The organism is Myxococcales bacterium (genome assembly GCA_016703425.1).
Classification (GTDB): Bacteria; Myxococcota_A; Polyangia; order Polyangiales; family Polyangiaceae; genus JADJCA01.
This window is the reverse complement of record JADJCA010000031.1, coordinates 266,938-282,740: the sequence shown is the minus strand read 5'-3', so window position 1 is coordinate 282,740 and position 15,803 is coordinate 266,938. Positions and strand designations below refer to the sequence as shown.

The following is a 15,803-nucleotide window of genomic DNA, read 5'->3' as shown; positions in this document are numbered from 1 at the left end:
TCTGCCTCCTCTCGGTCGCCGTCGTCGTCGTCGGCTGCCGCGAGGACGACGCGACCGTCGCCGGCGACGCGTGCGACGCGCGCCGACCACAAGCTGCGCGCGTGCGGGGTCATGCTGCCGCTCGTGTCGAGCGGTTGTGTGGGCTTGCGTCGGGTTGCCTCCGAATGCGTCAACGCGCACGCCGATGGTTGCGATGAGCTGGCGACGATTTTTCAGCGCGTGGACGCGTGCCTCGAAGATCAGCAGGACGACGGCGGCGACATCGCGCCCGAAGGCATCGCGATCGTGGCGCACGACGCGTCGCGTGGGGATGCGTTGGCCGGAGATGCGGGCTTTGACGCGCGCCGCGAGGCGAGCGCTGCGGCGTTGGACGGAGGAGAGCCATGATCACCAGAAACCGATTCGAACGTTTGGGCGAGGCCCTTGGGAGGTTCGCGACGACGAGGCCCCTCTTGGCCATCGTCGCGAGTCTCGTGCTCTCGGGCCTCTTCGCCTTGGGTGTGCCTCGGGCCGCCTTCTCCACCGACTACCGCATCTTCTTCTCCGCCGACGACCCGGGCCTCGCCAGCTTCGAGCGGCTGGAGAAGGCCTTCACGAAGACCGACAACGTCCTTTTCGTGGTGCGCGCCGAGAGCGGCGACGTGGTCTCTCGCGACGCCCTCGCGGCGATTCAGGAGCTGACGGAGGAGGGGTGGAAGCTGCCCTTTGCGGCCCGCGTCGACTCGCTCACGAACTTCGGTGTCGTCGACGCTGTCGGCGACGACATGGTGCAACACGCGCTCGTGCCCGGAAGGGCCGCCGATCTGGATGACGCGGCGCTTCGAGGCATTCGCGCGCGCGCGCTCGGAGAGCCGCTCCTCGCGGGTGCGCTGATCGCGAAAGACGGCCGCTCCGGCGCCGTCAACGTGACGCTCCGCCTCCCGGGCAAGGCCCCCGAGGAGGTGTCTCTCACGGCCAACGCCGCCCACGCGCTCGTCGACAAGGTTGCGCCACGCTACCCGGGCCTCGTCATCAGGCCTTGTGGCATGGCGCTCATGAACGACGCGCTGATGCAGGCGTCCGTGTCGGATCTCGCGGTTCTCGTCCCGGCGATGGTGCTCGTGATGCTCGGCGCCATGTTCTGGATGTTGCGCGGCCTCGCCGCCACGTTGGCCGTGGGGCTCGTCATCGGCCTGTCGTCGACGTTGTCGATGGCGTTTGCCGGTTGGCTCGGCTACCCGCTCACCCCACCGGCCGTCGCGGCGCCGCTGATGGTCATGACCGTGGCGGTCGCGGACGGCATCCACATCGTACTGAGCGCCCGCGACGCGCTTCGCGATGGCCGCTCTCAGCATGACGCCATCGTCTTCGCGGTCGCCACGAACCTCGAGGCCGTGACGTACACGTGCCTCACGACGGTCGTCGGCTTCTTGTGCCTCAACTATTCCGTCGCGCCGCCGGTTCGACACCTCGCCAACATGACGTCCTTCGGCGTGACGGTGGCGTTCTTGTTGTCCGTGGTCCTTCTGCCCGCGCTTCTGTCTCTTGCGGTCTTGTCGCCCAGTCGGCCGGAAGCCGAGCGCTCGTTTCGCCTCGTCGACGCGCTATCGGCCTTCGTTCTCAAGCGAAAGGTCCTCGTCCTCGCCGTCGCCTCCGCGGTGACGCTGGGCGCCGGCACGCTCGCGGCACAGCTCGAGAACAACGATCAATTCATCCGGTACTTCGGCGAGTCGATGGCCTTTCGTCGCGACGTCGACTTCACCATGAAGAACCTCTCGGGCATCTATCGACTCGAGTTTCAGCTCGGGAGCGGCGCGGCGGGCGGGGTCGTTGAGCCTGCCTACCTCGAACGCGTCGACGCGTTTTCGGGCTGGCTCCGGGCCCAGAGCGAGGTCGACCACGTCTACGCCCTCTCCGACGTGATGAAGCGGGTGCATCAGGCGTCGCACGGCGGCGGCGCCGGCGAGTATCGGTTGCCGGCTACCGTGGAGGAGGGGCGCGAAGAGCTTTTCCTCTACGAAATGGGGCTACCGCCGGGCCTCGACCTTAGAGACCGCATCGACGTCGAGAAGGCCGCGACGCGTCTCAGCGTGACGGTGAAGGACATGTCGACGCGCGAGATGACGGCCTTCAAGGAGCGGAGCGCCGCGTGGCTTCGCGCCCACACGCCGCCTTCGATGTGGACGGAAGCGACGGGGCCCGTCGTGATCTTCTCCGAACTCAGCAGCAAGAACGCCCGCAACATGGTCCAGGGCGACTTCGTCTCGCTCGCGCTCATCTCGCTCTGCATGATGCTCGTCTTGCGGAGCGGGCGCCTCGGGCTGCTCTCGGTTGTCCCCAACGTGGTGCCCATCATCGTGGGGTACGGCGTGTGGCGCCTCGCCGTCGGGCAAATGAACATCGTGGCGTCGGTGGCCGGGTCCATCAGCCTCGGCGTCATCGTCGACGACACGATCCACTTCTTGACGAAGTTCAAGTCGGCCCTGACGACCGAGCGGAGCCCCGAGGAGGCCATGAAGAAGACGCTCGCCCACGTGGCCCCGGCGATGCTCGCGACGAGCGGCATTCTCGCCTTGGGTTTCGGTGTCCTTGGGCTCAGCTCCTTTCAGATGGTCAGTCACCTTGGGTGGCTAAGCCTCCTCGTCGTTGCCATCGCGCCTGTCGCGGACCTCGTGCTCGTACCGGCGCTGGTGCTGGTGTTCGTGGGCGCTCCCCGGCGCGCGCGCGCGCGCTCGCGCACGCTCGCGCCCTTCGACGATGACTCGCAAGACGACGTTGGTTCGGTTCTCGATTCGGCAAAGGCAGGTGCAACGTGAAGATGAAAATTGGAGTGGTCGGCGTTCTGGGACTCTTGGCTGTGACCTCGGCGAGCGACGCTCGCGACGCGACCGAGCTCGTCAAGCAAGGCAGCGAGCGCGACAAGGCGGAGGCCCTCGTTCGCGAGCTCGCGGCCCGAAACAGCGGCTACCACGACTTTTCCGGCGCCGTGGACATGACCCTCAAGGATGCGACGGGCGCCGAGGCGCGAAGGCGCTTCTCCCTCAAAGTGCTCGAACGCCCGACGGCCGTCGTGGGCGATCAGGTGCTGATCGTCTTCGAGGCCCCCGCCGACGTGAAGGGTACGGCGCTCTTGTCGCACGCCAAGGTCGACGAGGAGGACGAGCAGTGGGTCTACCTGCCGGGCACGAAGCGCACCAAGCGCATCGCCGCGTCGAACAAGACGAGCGCCTTCGCCGGTAGCGAGTTCAGCTACGAAGATCTGTCGGGCAGCGAAGTGCGAAAGTACGAGTGGCGCTTCCTTGGCACGGCGCCGTGCGGAGAGGCCACGTGTTTTCGCCTCGAGGCGCTCCCGAAGGACAAGAACTCCGCCTACTCGAAGCGCGTCCTGGCCCTCGATACCGCCGAGCTCCGCGTCGTCTCGACGGAGTTCTTCGACCGCGCGGGCGCCAAAGCGAAGACCCTCGCCTACGACGGGTACACCAAGCTCTCAGGCAAGTACTGGCGCGCTCAGACGTGGACCATGAAGAACCACCAGACGCAGAAGAGCACTGTCTTGGCATTCTCCAAGCTGGCCATGCAGACGGGCCTTTCGCCCTCCGAGTTCTCCGCTGGCAAGCTCGGCGACGGCCGCTGACGCGCGGTTGCAGGCAGGGCCCGGTTCCGATGTTGCGCTTTTGCTCGGCTCTCGCACTGGTCGCGACGATGGCGCCGCTCGCGGGCTGCGGCTCGTCGCTGGCGACGGCGGGGAAGGTGGCCGCTGACGGTCGCGCCTTCGTGCAGACCCCCAAATACGCGGGCCAAGCCTTCGGCGACGCCGTGTCGCTCGTTGCCGAACCGGAGTTCAAGCTGAAGTCCGAGAGCGCGGCTCATACGGCGACACTCCGGCCCTTCTATCGACTCGACCCCGTCGATGAGCGGCGCTCCCACGCCGACCTGCACGACGCAAGCTACAAGCTCTCCGTCGATGCCGTCGAACTCGCAGCCGGCGTGGGCACCTTCAGCTGGGGGGTGCTCGAGTCTCACAGGCCCACCGACGTGCTCAACCAGATCGATTTCGTCGAGACCCCGACGGGGACCGTCAAGCGGGGTCAGCCCTTTGCGTCGGTGAGCTGGTCGTCCGACAAGGTCACGTTGCGGGCCTACGGCCTTCCGTACTTCCGTGATCGGACCTTTCCCGGATTGCGTGGGCGCCTTCGATTCCCCGCCGTTGTCGACGTGGACGCGCCGGAGTTCGATTCGCGCTTTGGGCGATGGCACCCGAGTGGCGCCGCCCGCGTCACCTTCGACTTGGGCGCCGCCGACTTGGGCTTGGGGCTCTTCACCGGCTTGTCGCGGGAGCCGCGTTTCGTCGCCGAGCTGACGACCGGCAACGTCGCGCCGCGCTACGAGCCCATGCACCAAGGCTCGGCGGACCTTCAGTGGGCCGTCGGCGCGTTCGTCTTCAAGGCGGAATCGCTCGCGCGCGTGTGGCGACCCGGCAGTGTGTTCTTCGCCGGCGGCGGTGGCCTCGACTTCACCCCAGGGCCGTTTATCGCCGGCACGCAGCTCACCCTGGCGGCGGAGTTTCTCTATGACACGCGCCCCGTCGAGGCGGCGCCGACATTTTTCGAGCACGATGCTTTCGGCGGCTTGCGCCTCAGCTTCGAAGACGAGGCGTCCACGGAGGTCACCGGCGGCGCGTTCGTCGACGTGCTCGACGGCACGACCTTCGGCCACCTCGAGTCAAGCCGCCGTTTCGGTGAACACTGGCGCCTGAAGGTCGACGCCAACGCCTACTTCGCCTCTTCGCGGAAGCTCGAAGGCGGCTTCGCCCGCGATCACTTCGGGCGCCTCGAGCTCGCGTATCACTTCTGAACGGGCCCGGCCGCGGCGTTACTTGCAACGGTTGTCGACGCAGCTCTGGCTCGCGGAACACTCGGCTTGCGAGGTGCACTGCGGCTTGGCTTCATCCGGCGAGCGGCAGACCTTGTCGGTGCCGCAGTAGCCGATGCGAGCGTCGATGATCCGGCAGTCGTCGTCCTTCTGGCACGGGTACTTGCAGTAGCCGTCGACGCAGGACTGACTCGCGGCGCACGACGTCATGTTGCCCGCCGAGCAGATCGGCTTCGGTCGCGTGTCAGGCGCGCACGAGCCTTGGTTGCAGTAGTTGCCGGCGCCGCACTGGCCATCGCTCGAGCAGGGAGCCGCGCACCGACCGGCGAGGCACTTGGGCGTCGTGCCGCCGCATTGCGCGTCGGACGTGCAGGAGCCGGTCGGCGGTTTCGGTTGGCAATATCCGGCCTTGCAGGCGCTCCCGGCGGCGCACGCGGCGTCGTCGGCGCAGGGCTTCACGCATTGGCCGTTGACGCAGGATTGGCCGCTCGCGCACTCGCTGGCGTAGCGACACACGTTCGTCTTCGCGACGCATTGACCGGCGCTGCAGGTCTGGTCGGCCGCGCAGTCGCTCGCGCCGGCGCAAGGGCAGGGGCCACTCTCGCCGCCGCAGCCTTGGCAGGAGTTCTCGACGCAGATCTTCCCGGCGCCGCAGTCGGCCTTGCTCGAACACTCCTTGGCCTTGCCGGGTGTCGTCGTGGGCGAGGTACAGAAGCCGGCCTTGCAGACGAGGCCGCGCTCGCAGTCGGCCTCGGCGGCGCAGTTCTTTAGGCAACCGCTCTCTGTGCAAGTCGTGCCCGATGGGCAGCTCGCTTGGCCTGAGCAGACGGTGGGCGCGGCCGCGGCGACCGTCGTGCACCCGTAGCCGTCGCACGAGTAGCAGCCGGTATCGTCGCAGTAGTATCGGTTCTCGCTCGAGCTGCACCCGGCGGCGCTGCTCAAGGCGACCACGGACAGGCCAAAGACGAGGCCAGCGAAGCGAGTGAGGGTGGCGCGAAGGCCAGCGGCGGGGCGAAGCATTGTTCTCAGTATCCACGGCCCGTGCCAGGCCACAACCGACGCGTTTCGTGGGGGGCTGGGGCAAGGGCCTTGCCCACTGTGCGGCATCGGTGGCGGGCCGCCCGAGAACCCACGTTCACGGCCCCGCCCGCGGTTCGAAGCAAGCGGGGCGATTCTGCAAACCTTCGGCACGTCGGGGAATGTATTCCTTGACCCGGTCCTTGAGCTTCGGTACCCGAAGCCCATGAGCGTTTCCTCCACGGTCCGTCGGCTTGCCGCGTCCCTCGTCGCGGCTCTCTTGGTCTTGGCCATCGCGCCCGCTGCGAAGGCCCAGATGAAGATCGCCGTTGTCGATGTTCAGCGGGCCGTGATGCAGACCGAGGACGGCCTTCGCGCCCAGGCCACGCTCAAGAAGGTCTTCGACAGCCGCCAGCAAGAGCTCAACCGGAAGCAGAACGAGCTCGCCAAGCAGAAGGAAGACATCGACAAGCAGGCCAAGGTCCTGTCGGCCGGCGCCATGCAGAAGCGCGTCGAAGACTGGCAAAAGGCCATGGTTGAGCTCCAGACGGTGTTCGTCGACTACAACAAGGAGCTCGAGAAGAAGCAGAAGGAGCTGACGGACCCGATCGTCGAGAAGATCCTCGGCATCGTGAAGCGCCTCGCCTCGACCGACGGCTACGACGTGGTGATCGAGCGACAGTTCGCACACTACTTCCGCGGCGACCTCGACCTGACGGATCGCTGCATCCAGGCGTACAACGGCGGCGGAGCGGTGACGCCGGCCGCGCCCGCGGCCCCGAAGAAGTAGAGCCTCACACGCCCCGGTTTTCTCTCCCCCGATCGCTCGAAGACCTCGCCGCGCGCTGCGGCGGCACCGTCCGCGCGTCCGCTGTCGTCGACCGCGTCGAGTCGCCGGACCTCGCGGGCCCGGGGGCGCTCTGCGTCGTCACGCGCCGTTCGGCCCTCGGCGACGGCGCGCGCGCCAAGGCGCGCGGTGCGACGGTCCTCCTCGACGAAGCGCTGACCGACCCTTCGGGGCCCGGCGCGTTCGCCGACTGGCTTCATCCGTGGGCGTCCTATGCGCTGGCGCTCCTGCTCGACGAGGTGCCGCCGTTGGCGGAGGCTCCCGTTGTGGGCGCCGACTCCTTCGTGCACCCCACGGCGGTCCTCTTTCCCGGCGTCGTCCTCGGCTCGCGCGTGCGCGTGGAGGCGCACGCGGTGATCGGTGGCGACGGCTTCGGTTGGGTAAAGGGCCCGGCGGGCCTCCGCGCCATGCCCCACCGCGGGGGCGTCGTCGTCGGCGACGACGTGTTCATCGGCGCCGGCACCACCGTGCACCAAGGCGTGCTCACGGCGACGCGCATCGGGCGGCGCTCCAAGCTCGACGCGCAGGTGCACGTTGGGCACAACGGTGAGATCGGCGACGACTGCCTCCTCGCGGCGCAGGTCGGCCTCGCCGGCTCGGTGCGGCTCGGCCATCGCGTCCAGGTCGGCGGTCAGGCGGGCTTTGCGGACCACGTGAGCGTGGGTGACGACGCGCGCGTCGCGGCGAAGAGCGGCGTCATCGGCGATGTCGCGGCCGGCGCCACGGTGGGCGGGTATCCGGCTCGCGATCGCGCCTCCTGGCTGCGCGGCGTCGCGACGCTTCGAGCGCTGGCGCGACGTCGCGCGGGGGGCGCCCCTTGATTCACCCTACGGCGATCATCGACCCCACGGCAGAGTGTGACGCCGACGTCGACGTGGGACCCTACGCGATCGTCGGTGCCGGCGTTCGCTTGGGGGCGGGCACGACTCTCGCTCCGCACGCCGTCATCCTCGGCGGCACGACCCTCGGACGAAAGAACGTCGTGGGCTCCTTTGCCGTCATCGGTGCGCTCGCCCAAGACAAGCGCGGCTCATCGGAAGCGGGCGTCCTTCGCGTCGGTGACGGCAACACCTTTCGTGAACACGTGACCGTTCACCGCGGGACCAGTGGCCCCACCGTCATCGGAAATGACAACCTGTTCATGGTCGCTAGTCACGTCGGTCACGACACGACCGTAGGCAACGCCGTGACGGTCTCGAACGCCGTGCTCTTGGCCGGCCACGTGAGCGTGGAGGACTACGTGACGCTCGGCGGTGGTGCGGCGGTGGCGCAACACGTGGTCCTCGGCGAGAGCGCCTTCGTGGCAGGTGGCGCGATGGTCGAGCGCGACGTCCCTCCCTTCGTCGTCGTGCAAGGCGACCGCGCGCGCGTTCGCGGCCTGAACAAGGTCGGCCTTCGTCGGCGCGGCTTCGACGCGGCGGCCATCACGTCCCTCGAGCGCGCCTTGCGGCGCCTCCTCTTCGGGAAGGAGACGTTGTCGGTGCGCGCCGAGCCGCTGCTCCACTCGAGCGACGAGCGTGTCGCGCGGCTGGCGCGGGCGATGCTCGGGTCTACTTGTCGGGACCGATGATGTCGGCGAACGCGCGGTCGAACTCGTCGTCGCCGACGGCGGCGGCGAGCATCGGCTTTGAAGGTTCCGCCCTGGACAACCGCTTGATGCGTTCTTGCACGTCGCGGTAGTTCGGCTCGCGCTCCGCCACGTGTTGGTACTGGTTGAGCGCTTCGGTGACGAGGTTCTTGGCCTCGTAGGCCACGCCGAGCTCGAAGGCGACGGCGGTCTGGTGCGCCGGCACCTTGTCGCGCGAGTCGAGGCCGCGGCGGAAAGCGTCGATCGCCTTGTCGACGTCGCCGTGATCCATGTGCAAGAGGCCGATCATCGTCTCGCACATGCAAGTGCGGGCGCGATCGCGCGCCGCGATGGCGAACTCCCGAACGGCGTCCTCGTAGAGGCCCATCTCTTTGTAGGCGACGCCCAAGTCGTAGTGCGACTGCGAGTCGTCGGCGCCAATTTGCTTCGAGACGCCTTCCTTGAATTTCTGGAAGACCTCCTCGACGTCGACCTGCCCCTGCGGGGCCATGGCCGGCTGCGCGACAGCGGCGCGCGGGTCGGTGGCTTCGAGCGCGTCGAGCGACGCGGCGATGGCGAAGCTCCGGTCTTCTTCGTTGGTCGGGCGCGCGCGGGCGCCGGAGGGTTGCGACGCGCTCTCCTGGGCGTCCAGCTCGTCGATGCGCTCCCGGAGGAGCGGATGGTTGGGCAGCCGATGGAGCTGCTCGAGAAGGACCGCGCGAGCGTCTTCGAAGAGGCCGCGCGACGCAAAGAAGTCGGCCTCTTCCAAGGCTTCTTCCAGCTCCGGGTTCGGGCCTGGTGGCGCGGAGGGGGACGGCCCCGGTCCCTCATAGGTCTCCGCCGCTTCGCCCTTCGACGTCAGCTCGAAGGGCTCACTCTCGGGCGCGTCGAGGGGGAAGCTCGGCAAGGGGCCGTCGCCCGCCATCGAGTCTTCGAGGCGTGGGCTCGCGGCCACGGGGCCGGCCGTCTCCTCCATTCCGTAGCCGGGCAGCTCCTCGCCGGCGTAGACGGGCTCTGGCTCAGGGATGTCGAAGCCAAGCTCTCGCAACGTGTGGATGGCGCGCGCGTTCGACGGATCGATGCCGAGCACGTCCTGCAACGTGCGAGCGGCCGCCTCGCCGTCGAGCGAGTCGAGCTGGATGCTGGCGATGAACAGCATCTCGTCGACGGCCTCACCGGCCTCACCGAGGTCCATCAGGGCGTCGCGCAGCGCGTAGCGAATCTCGAGCGAACGCGGGTCGGTCTCGAGGCCGGCGCGCAAGACGACGACGGCCTCGGCGTTGGCGTCTCGCTCCCGCAGCGACGTGGCCCTGGCGACAACGCGGCGTGCGTGTTCTGCGTAGGCCGCCTCCTCCGAGTCGTCGACATACGGCGCTGGCTCCTGGGGCGCCGGCGCGCGCGACACGGCGGCCGCCGCCTCCTCGATCTCCTCAAGCTCGTAGGCCTCGATGTCGCCCGTCTCGAGCATTTCGACGTCGTCGAAGTCGTCGAGGCTGCCGGCGGCGGCCGCCGCGCTCGCGGGCGGTGGCGGCGCGCTGCGCGCGAGGATCGAGAGCTGCTGAACCTGATCGTCGTGGGGAGCGAGGCGCTCGAGCTTCTCGACGAGCTGCCGGAAGAGGTCGAGCTTGCCCTGTTCGCGGGCAATGCGCGCCATCTCCTTCTGAACTTCAACGCCTTTGCTCGCCTGACCAATGGCGACGAAGGCGCGGGCGAGGAGCGCCAGCGTGTCGAGATCCTTGGGGTTGGCTTGGAAACAAAGCTGCAGCTTCGCGAGGGCGAGCAGGCCGTCGTTGGGCTGGCCGCGCTGGAGGTAGAGCTCGGAGGCGATGCGCGCTTGGCCGACGTCCTGCCGGTGGTGGAGGAGTCGCTCGATGATCTTGAGAGCGTCGTCGCGGCGGCCGTGCTTCAAGAGCTGACCGGCAGCAATGGCAAACTCCGCCGCCGCGCTCTCCGGGTCGCGGGCGCGGGAGAGCGCCTCGGCGAGCCTCAGGTGGGGCAGGGGATTGGTGGGATCGAGCTCGACGATTCGCCGGAAGACCTCGATGGCCTCGGGATCACGCCCTTGCCGTTGCAGGCGAGTGGCGACCTCGTCCAAGGCCGCGAGCGCGTCGCTCGTGAGGCCCAGCTGCTGGTAAAGCTCAGCGAGCTTGGGCGCGATGTGGCCGTAGCGCTCCTCGAGCTGCGGGACGTGCTTGTTGATGATCTCGCGGATCTGCTTGTAGACCGCGATGGCCTTCAGGGCGAAGCCCTGGCTCGCGTAGAAGCGCCCAACTCGCTCGTAGGTGGCAATAGCCTCGGCGAACGCCTCCATCTTCAGTTGGAGGTCGCCGATTTTCAGCAAGGTCCGGGCGTCGTTCGGATCCTCCTGAATGACTTTTTGATACTCCAGTACCGCCTTGTCGTACTTCTTCTTCTCGACCAGCTTCTGAGCGGCCTGGAGCACCTTTTCTCGGTCGATCGCCACGGACTCGAGTTGCTCCTTCCCGGGGTTGACCCGGATCTGCCCCCCACCGCGGCGGGCTGATCGCCTGGCTTGGCTCCGGAGAGCGTCACCGAGCGATCACGAAAGCGCGGGGCGCCGGGAGGGACCGACGACACCGACCCCGCTATCATACGGGTGCCCGTGGTGAATTGCATACTTCCGCGAGCCCTTCCGGGCCCTTCCGGACGGGCGGAGGAGGAAAAATCGCCCAAGAGGGGTGGCGCTCCCACCCGCGGACCGCGTTGCCCTGGCGCCTTTCCTTGCGAAGTCGGCTAGCCTTCCGGCCTTCGATGCCCACCCATTCAGCCCTTTATCGCGCTCCTTTCGGCCCCTCCGGGTCAGCCCCCATCGACGCCGAACTGGGCCAGAGGCTCCTCTCGGTGGCGCTCGGAGCTGGCGGCGACTACGCCGATCTCTTCTTCGAGTACCGAGCCGCCGGCGGCCTGGTCTTCGATGAGGGCATATTGAAGAGCGCGTCCCGCGGTGTCTCCATGGGCATGGGGGTGCGCGTCGTGAAGGGCGACGCCACCGGGTACGCCTACGTCGAGGAGTTCGACTGGGACGTCATGAAGCGGGCCGCGGAGACGGCCGCCCAGATCGCAACCTCCGGCGGCGGTCACACCGCGGTGCTCGGAAAGATGCGCGACCTGCCGAGCCGCTACGAGCTCGATCGCGTCACGCTTGATGTGCCCGGCATGGAGAAGCGTCTGTTGCTCGAGCGCGCCGCCAAGGCGGCGCACGAGAACGATGCGCGCATCGTCAAAGTCGAGGCCTCGTTCTCCGAGGAGATTCGCGAGATCCTCGTCATCACGAGCGACGGCGCCATGGCCCACGACGTCCAGCCGCTCGTGCGCTTCGGCATCCGCACCATCGCGGAGCGCGACGGCAAGCGGCAGGAAGGCTCGTCGGGCGGTGGCGGTCGCACGACGATGGGCTACTTCGAGGGCCACACGCCGGAGGGGCACGCGCGCCTCGCCGCTGAGCAGGCGCTGCGCATGCTCGACGCGCAAGAGGCACCGGCAGGCACCATGGAGGTCGTCCTCGCGCCCGGCGACAGCGGCATCCTGCTTCACGAGGCCGTGGGGCATGGCCTCGAGGCCGACTTCAACCGGAAAGGTACGAGCAACTACAGCGACGCCATCGGCAAGCCCGTCGCCAGCGAGCTCTGCACCGTCATCGACGACGCCACGCTGCTCCAATCACGCGGCTCCATCAACGTCGACGACGAGGGCAACGAGCCAACAAGCACGGTGCTCATCGAAAAGGGAAAGCTCGCGGCCTACATGCAGGACCGTTTGAGCGCCAAACACTTCAAGGTGCGCCCCACGGGCAACGGCCGCCGCGAGAGCTTCGCGTGCGCGCCGATGCCGCGCATGACCAACACCATCCTGATGGCCGGGCCCCACGACCCCGAGGAGATCATCAAGACCGTCAAGCGCGGCATCTTCGCCAAGAAGTTCGGCGGCGGACAGGTCGACATCTCGAACGGCGACTTCGTCTTTTCCCTCACCGAGGGGTACCTCGTCGAAGACGGAAAGATCACCGCGCCGCTCAAGGGCGTGCAGCTCATTGGCAACGGCCCCGACGTGCTTCGCAAGGTGACGATGCTGGGCAACGACGTGCAAGTGTCCGACGGCATCTGGACGTGCGGCAAGGACGGCCAGAGCGTCCCCGTAGGCGTGGGCTGCCCCACGGTGAAGATCTCCGCCATCACCGTTGGCGGCACCAAGCTCGGCTAGAAGAGACCTCTCGTGACCGAACGGCGCACCTCCACGAACTCGATTGGCAGAAGCGCGCCCTCGCGCGCGCGGAAGTTCATCCTTGTCGTGGGCGACAGCGCGTCGCTCGAGGCGGAAGACGGCGCGGCGAAAGAGCTCGCTCGGCTCGGCGCGAGCGTGCAGACAGCGGAGCTCTTCGGTCCCTTCGAGGGCTGCGGTGACGACGACGACGACGCACCTTGCCGCGCTGTCGTCGTCGAGGCCGGCAACCGGCCCGACATCGCGGCCCTCGTCATCGGCGGCGTGCGACGCGAAGAGCGACTCCGCGAGGCGCCCATCTTGGTCGCTGTGCCAGAGCGACAGGTCGCGCGGCTCGATCCCGGAGCCGGCTTCGACGACTTTATCGTCGTCCCTTATTTTGCTGCCGAGCTCTACGCCCGCGTGCGCATGCTCGAGTGGCGAGCCAGCGAATTTCTAGGCGAGGAGCTCGTGAAAATGGGCGAACTCGTCGTGGACCTCGTGGCCCACGAGGTGCGCGTGCAAGGTCGCGCCGTCGTCACCACGGCGCGGGAGTTCTCCTTGCTCGCGTTTCTTGTTGGCAATCGCGGGCGTGTGTTTTCCCGCGAGGCGCTCCTCGCTCGCGTTTGGGGCGCGCGCTACGAAGGCGGCGCGCGGACCGTAGACATCCACGTTCGTCGCCTGCGCGCGAAGCTCGGCGACGCGCTGCCACTCGAGACGGTGCGGGGGGCTGGTTACAAGTTGCGGACGCCGTCGGAGGCTCCGTCGGACGCGGACTACGGAGACACTTCCAGCGAAGGTCCTCACGTGGCCCGGGCCGTCGTCCTCGCCGGCAGCACGCTCCGGCGGGTGCCCCATGCGTCGGGACCCCGTGCGAAGTGAGCCGCGGCTTGTCGTAAGCATCGGCTGTCCGTCGGGCATCGGCCCCGAGGTGTCCGTCGTCGCTGCCGCGGGGGCCAAGGCTAACGTTCTTCTCGTGGGCGACGTGGCCGTGGTGGAGCGCGCAGCCTTGGCGCGCGGCCTGGCTCGCGAAGTGCGACGCGTCGCCGAGCCAGACGAGGCCTTCGGCCCGCGACGGCGCGGGGTGCTCTACGTTTGGCAACCGACGGAGACGCTCGCGTCGCGCGATCGGACGCCGGGCTCGCCCACGAAGGCCGGCGGCGCCGCGCAGCTCGCGTGGATCGACGCGGCCTGCGACCTGGTCTTCGCGAAGGGGGCCGACGCTTTGATAACGGGACCCGTCAGCAAAGAGGCGATCGTGCGCTCGGGCGCGCGCGGCGCTGCTCGCTTTCTTGGCCACACGGAGCACCTCGCACGGCGCCTCCTCGTGCCGCACGTCGTCATGGCATTTTGGACGGAACGCCTTACGACGGCGCTCGTGACGACGCACCTGCCGCTCTCGAAGGTGCCTCGCGCCATCGACGCGAAGGGCGTCACACGCGCCACCGTGCTCCTGTGCCGATTCCTCCTGCGGCTCTCGCGCGACCGGCGGCGCGCGCTCCGGGTGGCCGTGGCGAGTCTGAACCCTCACGCGGGGGAGGGAGGCCTCCTCGGCCACGAAGAAGCGACGGTGCTCGCGCCGGGGATTCGGGCGGCGCGTCGTGTCGTGGCTTCGTCGCGCTGCGCCATCGCAGGGCCGGTGCCCGCGGAGACCGCGTTTCGTCGAGCCGCGAGCGGCGCCTACGAAGGCGTCGTCGCGATGTACCACGACCAGGCGACGATCCCGATGAAGCTCCTGGCCTTTGGCGATGCCGTCAACGTCACGTTGGGCCTCCCCATCGTGCGGACGAGCGTGGATCACGGGACCGGATACGACATCGCCGGTCGGGGCATCGCCGACGCGGCGGGCATGGTGGCCGCGCTCGCGCTCGCCGGCAGGCTCGTAGGGAACTCGTGAAGCCGCGCGCTAGCGCCCGAGGAGCGCGCGCGCGAGCCAGAACATGAGACCGAACGAGACGGCGACGGCGAGCGCCGTCACGACCGGGGGGACGCGCCTCGCGGGACGCGCCGATGCCGTGGCCATCAGCATCGACGTGGCCAACGTCACGATGGCCTCGAGCCGCTTCCTGGCGAAGGCGCCCTTGTCCGGATCGTCCTTGAGCGCACGGTAGCGTCCCGCGAGCTCGGGCAATTGCTCACGGGCCGCTGCGTACTCCAGCGCCGCGTTGTGAGGCTTGGCGTCGGCCCAATCGCTCAGGACCTTGGCCCACAGGGCCTCAAGGCCGACGTCCACGTCCTCGTCGGGCTCCGGCGCCGGATCGCGCCGCGCCGGCGCGGGCAATTCGGGCTCGAGGGCCGGTGACGAAATGGCCTCGACGGGCTTTGCCACGTGGTTCGGGTCGTCGGGAGGCAGGGAACTCACGGGAGCATTTCGCCAGATTTGGCCGTGTCGATCCAGATCGTGATGGGCCCCGCGTTCTCGCTGGAGACGGCCATGTCGGCGCGAAACCGCCCCGTCGCCACCGGCACGACGCTCCGCGCGAGGGCCACGAAGGCGTCGTATTCGGCCTCCGCCTCCTCGGAGCGCATGGCGGCACCAAAGCCCGGGCGACGGCCTCGCGTCACGTCCGCGTAGAGCGTGAACTGGCTAACAATGAGCACCGAGCCGCCGAGGTCGAGGACGCTCTTGTCGAGCTTGCCCGCGTCGTTTTCAAAGATCCTGAGGTTGACGAGCTTGTCGACGACGAAGCGACGTTCGCGCTCGCCATCGCCCCGGCCGATGCCGAGGTAGACGAGCAAGCCGCGCTCGATCGCGCCCGTGACCTCACCGCCCACGACGACGCGGGCCCAGTTGACGCGCTGGATCACCGCCCGCATCAAACGACCTTGCCGAGACCAAGCTCGCGCGAGAGCGCCGCCGTGATTCGGAAGTAGCTCTCTCGATCATAGGGCTCGTTCAGAATGTGAAAGTCGCGACCTCGGAGGCCCACGCATCCGAAGCAATACGTGCAGCCCGAGCAGCCGTAAGAGCGGACCAGGTAGGCGCTCTTCGTGCAGTTTTCGGAAGCTTCGCAACGCGTGCACTGTACACACGAACGGCAGTCGGCGCAGTTGGAGCAGTCGGTGCACCGTGCGCAGTTCGTGGTGTGGTGGCAGCGGAGGAGCTCGTGGCCCAAGGCGCAAAAGGTGCAATCGGTGCAGCGCTCGCATCGGTCCATGGCGACGCATCCGACGTTGTCGTTGCCGGCGGCTCCTCTCTGCAGTGCCTGAAGTCGAGCCTCAAAGTCGCGTTTGGAGAGAGGCGGGGGCCGATCGCTCATCGCGACGACCTTAACCTCGTCTCGGACGAATTTTGATGCCGAA

General features: G+C 68.2%; 15 protein-coding genes. 10 read left to right on the top strand and 5 right to left on the bottom strand.

What is annotated here, in order from left to right; translation table 11 throughout:
• The first annotated feature begins 111 nt into the window (after positions 1-111).
• From IPG50_39620 to IPG50_39605, 4 genes are all read left to right on the top strand, one after another.
• On the top strand, positions 112-387 hold the full coding sequence (locus tag IPG50_39620) for a hypothetical protein (GenBank protein MBK6698251.1): 276 nt from the start codon (positions 112-114) through the stop codon (positions 385-387).
• Entirely contained in the window at positions 384-2,795 is a 2,412-nt protein-coding gene (locus tag IPG50_39615; GenBank protein ID MBK6698250.1) for an MMPL family transporter, read from the top strand. The genes IPG50_39620 and IPG50_39615 overlap by 4 nt, the downstream gene beginning before the upstream one ends.
• A complete protein-coding gene (locus tag IPG50_39610) occupies positions 2,792-3,613 on the top strand; it encodes an outer membrane lipoprotein-sorting protein (protein ID MBK6698249.1) in 822 nt (273 codons plus the stop codon). Before IPG50_39615 ends, IPG50_39610 begins: the two co-directional genes overlap by 4 nt.
• 68 nt (positions 3,614-3,681) lie before the next feature.
• Positions 3,682-4,833, top strand: a complete 1,152-nt coding sequence (locus IPG50_39605; GenBank protein MBK6698248.1) for a hypothetical protein — start codon at positions 3,682-3,684, stop codon at positions 4,831-4,833.
• 18 nt (positions 4,834-4,851) lie between these two features.
• On the opposite strand, the gene IPG50_39600 is transcribed toward IPG50_39605, so the two are convergent.
• Positions 4,852-5,871 carry a hypothetical protein gene (locus IPG50_39600; GenBank protein MBK6698247.1) on the bottom strand — a complete coding sequence of 340 codons (1,020 nt, stop codon included), beginning with the start codon at positions 5,869-5,871 and terminating at the stop codon, positions 4,852-4,854.
• 223 nt (positions 5,872-6,094) lie between these two features.
• On the opposite strand from IPG50_39600, the gene IPG50_39595 reads away from it, so the two are divergent.
• From IPG50_39595 to lpxA, 3 genes are all read left to right on the top strand, one after another.
• Positions 6,095-6,658, top strand: coding sequence for an OmpH family outer membrane protein (locus IPG50_39595; protein MBK6698246.1), 564 nt, complete (start codon positions 6,095-6,097; stop codon positions 6,656-6,658).
• 305 nt (positions 6,659-6,963) lie between these two features.
• Positions 6,964-7,536, top strand: coding sequence for a hypothetical protein (locus IPG50_39590; GenBank protein MBK6698245.1), 573 nt, complete (start codon positions 6,964-6,966; stop codon positions 7,534-7,536).
• Complete coding sequence (gene lpxA / locus IPG50_39585; protein MBK6698244.1) at positions 7,533-8,285, top strand: acyl-ACP--UDP-N-acetylglucosamine O-acyltransferase; 753 nt, start codon at positions 7,533-7,535, stop codon at positions 8,283-8,285. The genes IPG50_39590 and lpxA overlap by 4 nt, the downstream gene beginning before the upstream one ends.
• Here the strand turns inward: lpxA and IPG50_39580 are convergent.
• A complete protein-coding gene (locus tag IPG50_39580; GenBank protein ID MBK6698243.1) occupies positions 8,266-10,746 on the bottom strand; it encodes a tetratricopeptide repeat protein in 2,481 nt (826 codons plus the stop codon). The genes lpxA and IPG50_39580 overlap by 20 nt on opposite strands.
• Before the next feature lie 308 nt (positions 10,747-11,054).
• On the opposite strand from IPG50_39580, the gene tldD reads away from it, so the two are divergent.
• The 3 genes from tldD (at position 11,055) to pdxA (ending at position 14,397) form a co-directional block, all read left to right on the top strand.
• A complete protein-coding gene (gene tldD / locus IPG50_39575) occupies positions 11,055-12,503 on the top strand; it encodes a metalloprotease TldD (GenBank protein ID MBK6698242.1) in 1,449 nt (482 codons plus the stop codon).
• 426 nt (positions 12,504-12,929) lie between these two features.
• Positions 12,930-13,382, top strand: coding sequence for a winged helix-turn-helix transcriptional regulator (locus IPG50_39570; protein ID MBK6698241.1), 453 nt, complete (start codon positions 12,930-12,932; stop codon positions 13,380-13,382).
• Positions 13,357-14,397, top strand: coding sequence for a 4-hydroxythreonine-4-phosphate dehydrogenase PdxA (pdxA, locus tag IPG50_39565; GenBank protein MBK6698240.1), 1,041 nt, complete (start codon positions 13,357-13,359; stop codon positions 14,395-14,397). Before IPG50_39570 ends, pdxA begins: the two co-directional genes overlap by 26 nt.
• 9 nt (positions 14,398-14,406) lie before the next feature.
• On the opposite strand, the gene IPG50_39560 is transcribed toward pdxA, so the two are convergent.
• From IPG50_39560 to IPG50_39550, 3 genes are read right to left on the bottom strand one after another with little or no spacing between them, the layout of a single operon-like run.
• Positions 14,407-14,862 carry a hypothetical protein gene (locus IPG50_39560; protein ID MBK6698239.1) on the bottom strand — a complete coding sequence of 152 codons (456 nt, stop codon included), beginning with the start codon at positions 14,860-14,862 and terminating at the stop codon, positions 14,407-14,409.
• On the bottom strand, positions 14,859-15,317 hold the full coding sequence (locus IPG50_39555; protein MBK6698238.1) for a D-tyrosyl-tRNA(Tyr) deacylase: 459 nt from the start codon (positions 15,315-15,317) through the stop codon (positions 14,859-14,861). Before IPG50_39555 ends, IPG50_39560 begins: the two co-directional genes overlap by 4 nt.
• Complete coding sequence (locus IPG50_39550) at positions 15,317-15,760, bottom strand: hypothetical protein (GenBank protein MBK6698237.1); 444 nt, start codon at positions 15,758-15,760, stop codon at positions 15,317-15,319. Before IPG50_39550 ends, IPG50_39555 begins: the two co-directional genes overlap by 1 nt.
• Positions 15,761-15,803 lie beyond the last annotated feature (43 nt).

What these genes read in the sequence shown, in the direction of transcription:
- pdxA (MBK6698240.1), top strand. Translation starts at nt 13,357, where the DNA reads ATGCGTCGGGACCCCGTGCGAAGTGAGCCGCGGCTTGTCGTAAGCATC.
- IPG50_39600 (MBK6698247.1), bottom strand. Translation starts at nt 5,871, where the DNA reads ATGCTTCGCCCCGCCGCTGGCCTTCGCGCCACCCTCACTCGCTTCGCT.
- IPG50_39555 (MBK6698238.1), bottom strand. Translation starts at nt 15,317, where the DNA reads ATGCGGGCGGTGATCCAGCGCGTCAACTGGGCCCGCGTCGTCGTGGGC.
- IPG50_39595 (MBK6698246.1), top strand. Translation starts at nt 6,095, where the DNA reads ATGAGCGTTTCCTCCACGGTCCGTCGGCTTGCCGCGTCCCTCGTCGCG.
- tldD (MBK6698242.1), top strand. Translation starts at nt 11,055, where the DNA reads ATGCCCACCCATTCAGCCCTTTATCGCGCTCCTTTCGGCCCCTCCGGG.
- IPG50_39620 (MBK6698251.1), top strand. Translation starts at nt 112, where the DNA reads ATGCTGCCGCTCGTGTCGAGCGGTTGTGTGGGCTTGCGTCGGGTTGCC.
- IPG50_39605 (MBK6698248.1), top strand. Translation starts at nt 3,682, where the DNA reads ATGGCGCCGCTCGCGGGCTGCGGCTCGTCGCTGGCGACGGCGGGGAAG.
- IPG50_39570 (MBK6698241.1), top strand. Translation starts at nt 12,930, where the DNA reads ATGCTCGAGTGGCGAGCCAGCGAATTTCTAGGCGAGGAGCTCGTGAAA.
- IPG50_39615 (MBK6698250.1), top strand. Translation starts at nt 384, where the DNA reads ATGATCACCAGAAACCGATTCGAACGTTTGGGCGAGGCCCTTGGGAGG.
- IPG50_39550 (MBK6698237.1), bottom strand. Translation starts at nt 15,760, where the DNA reads ATGAGCGATCGGCCCCCGCCTCTCTCCAAACGCGACTTTGAGGCTCGA.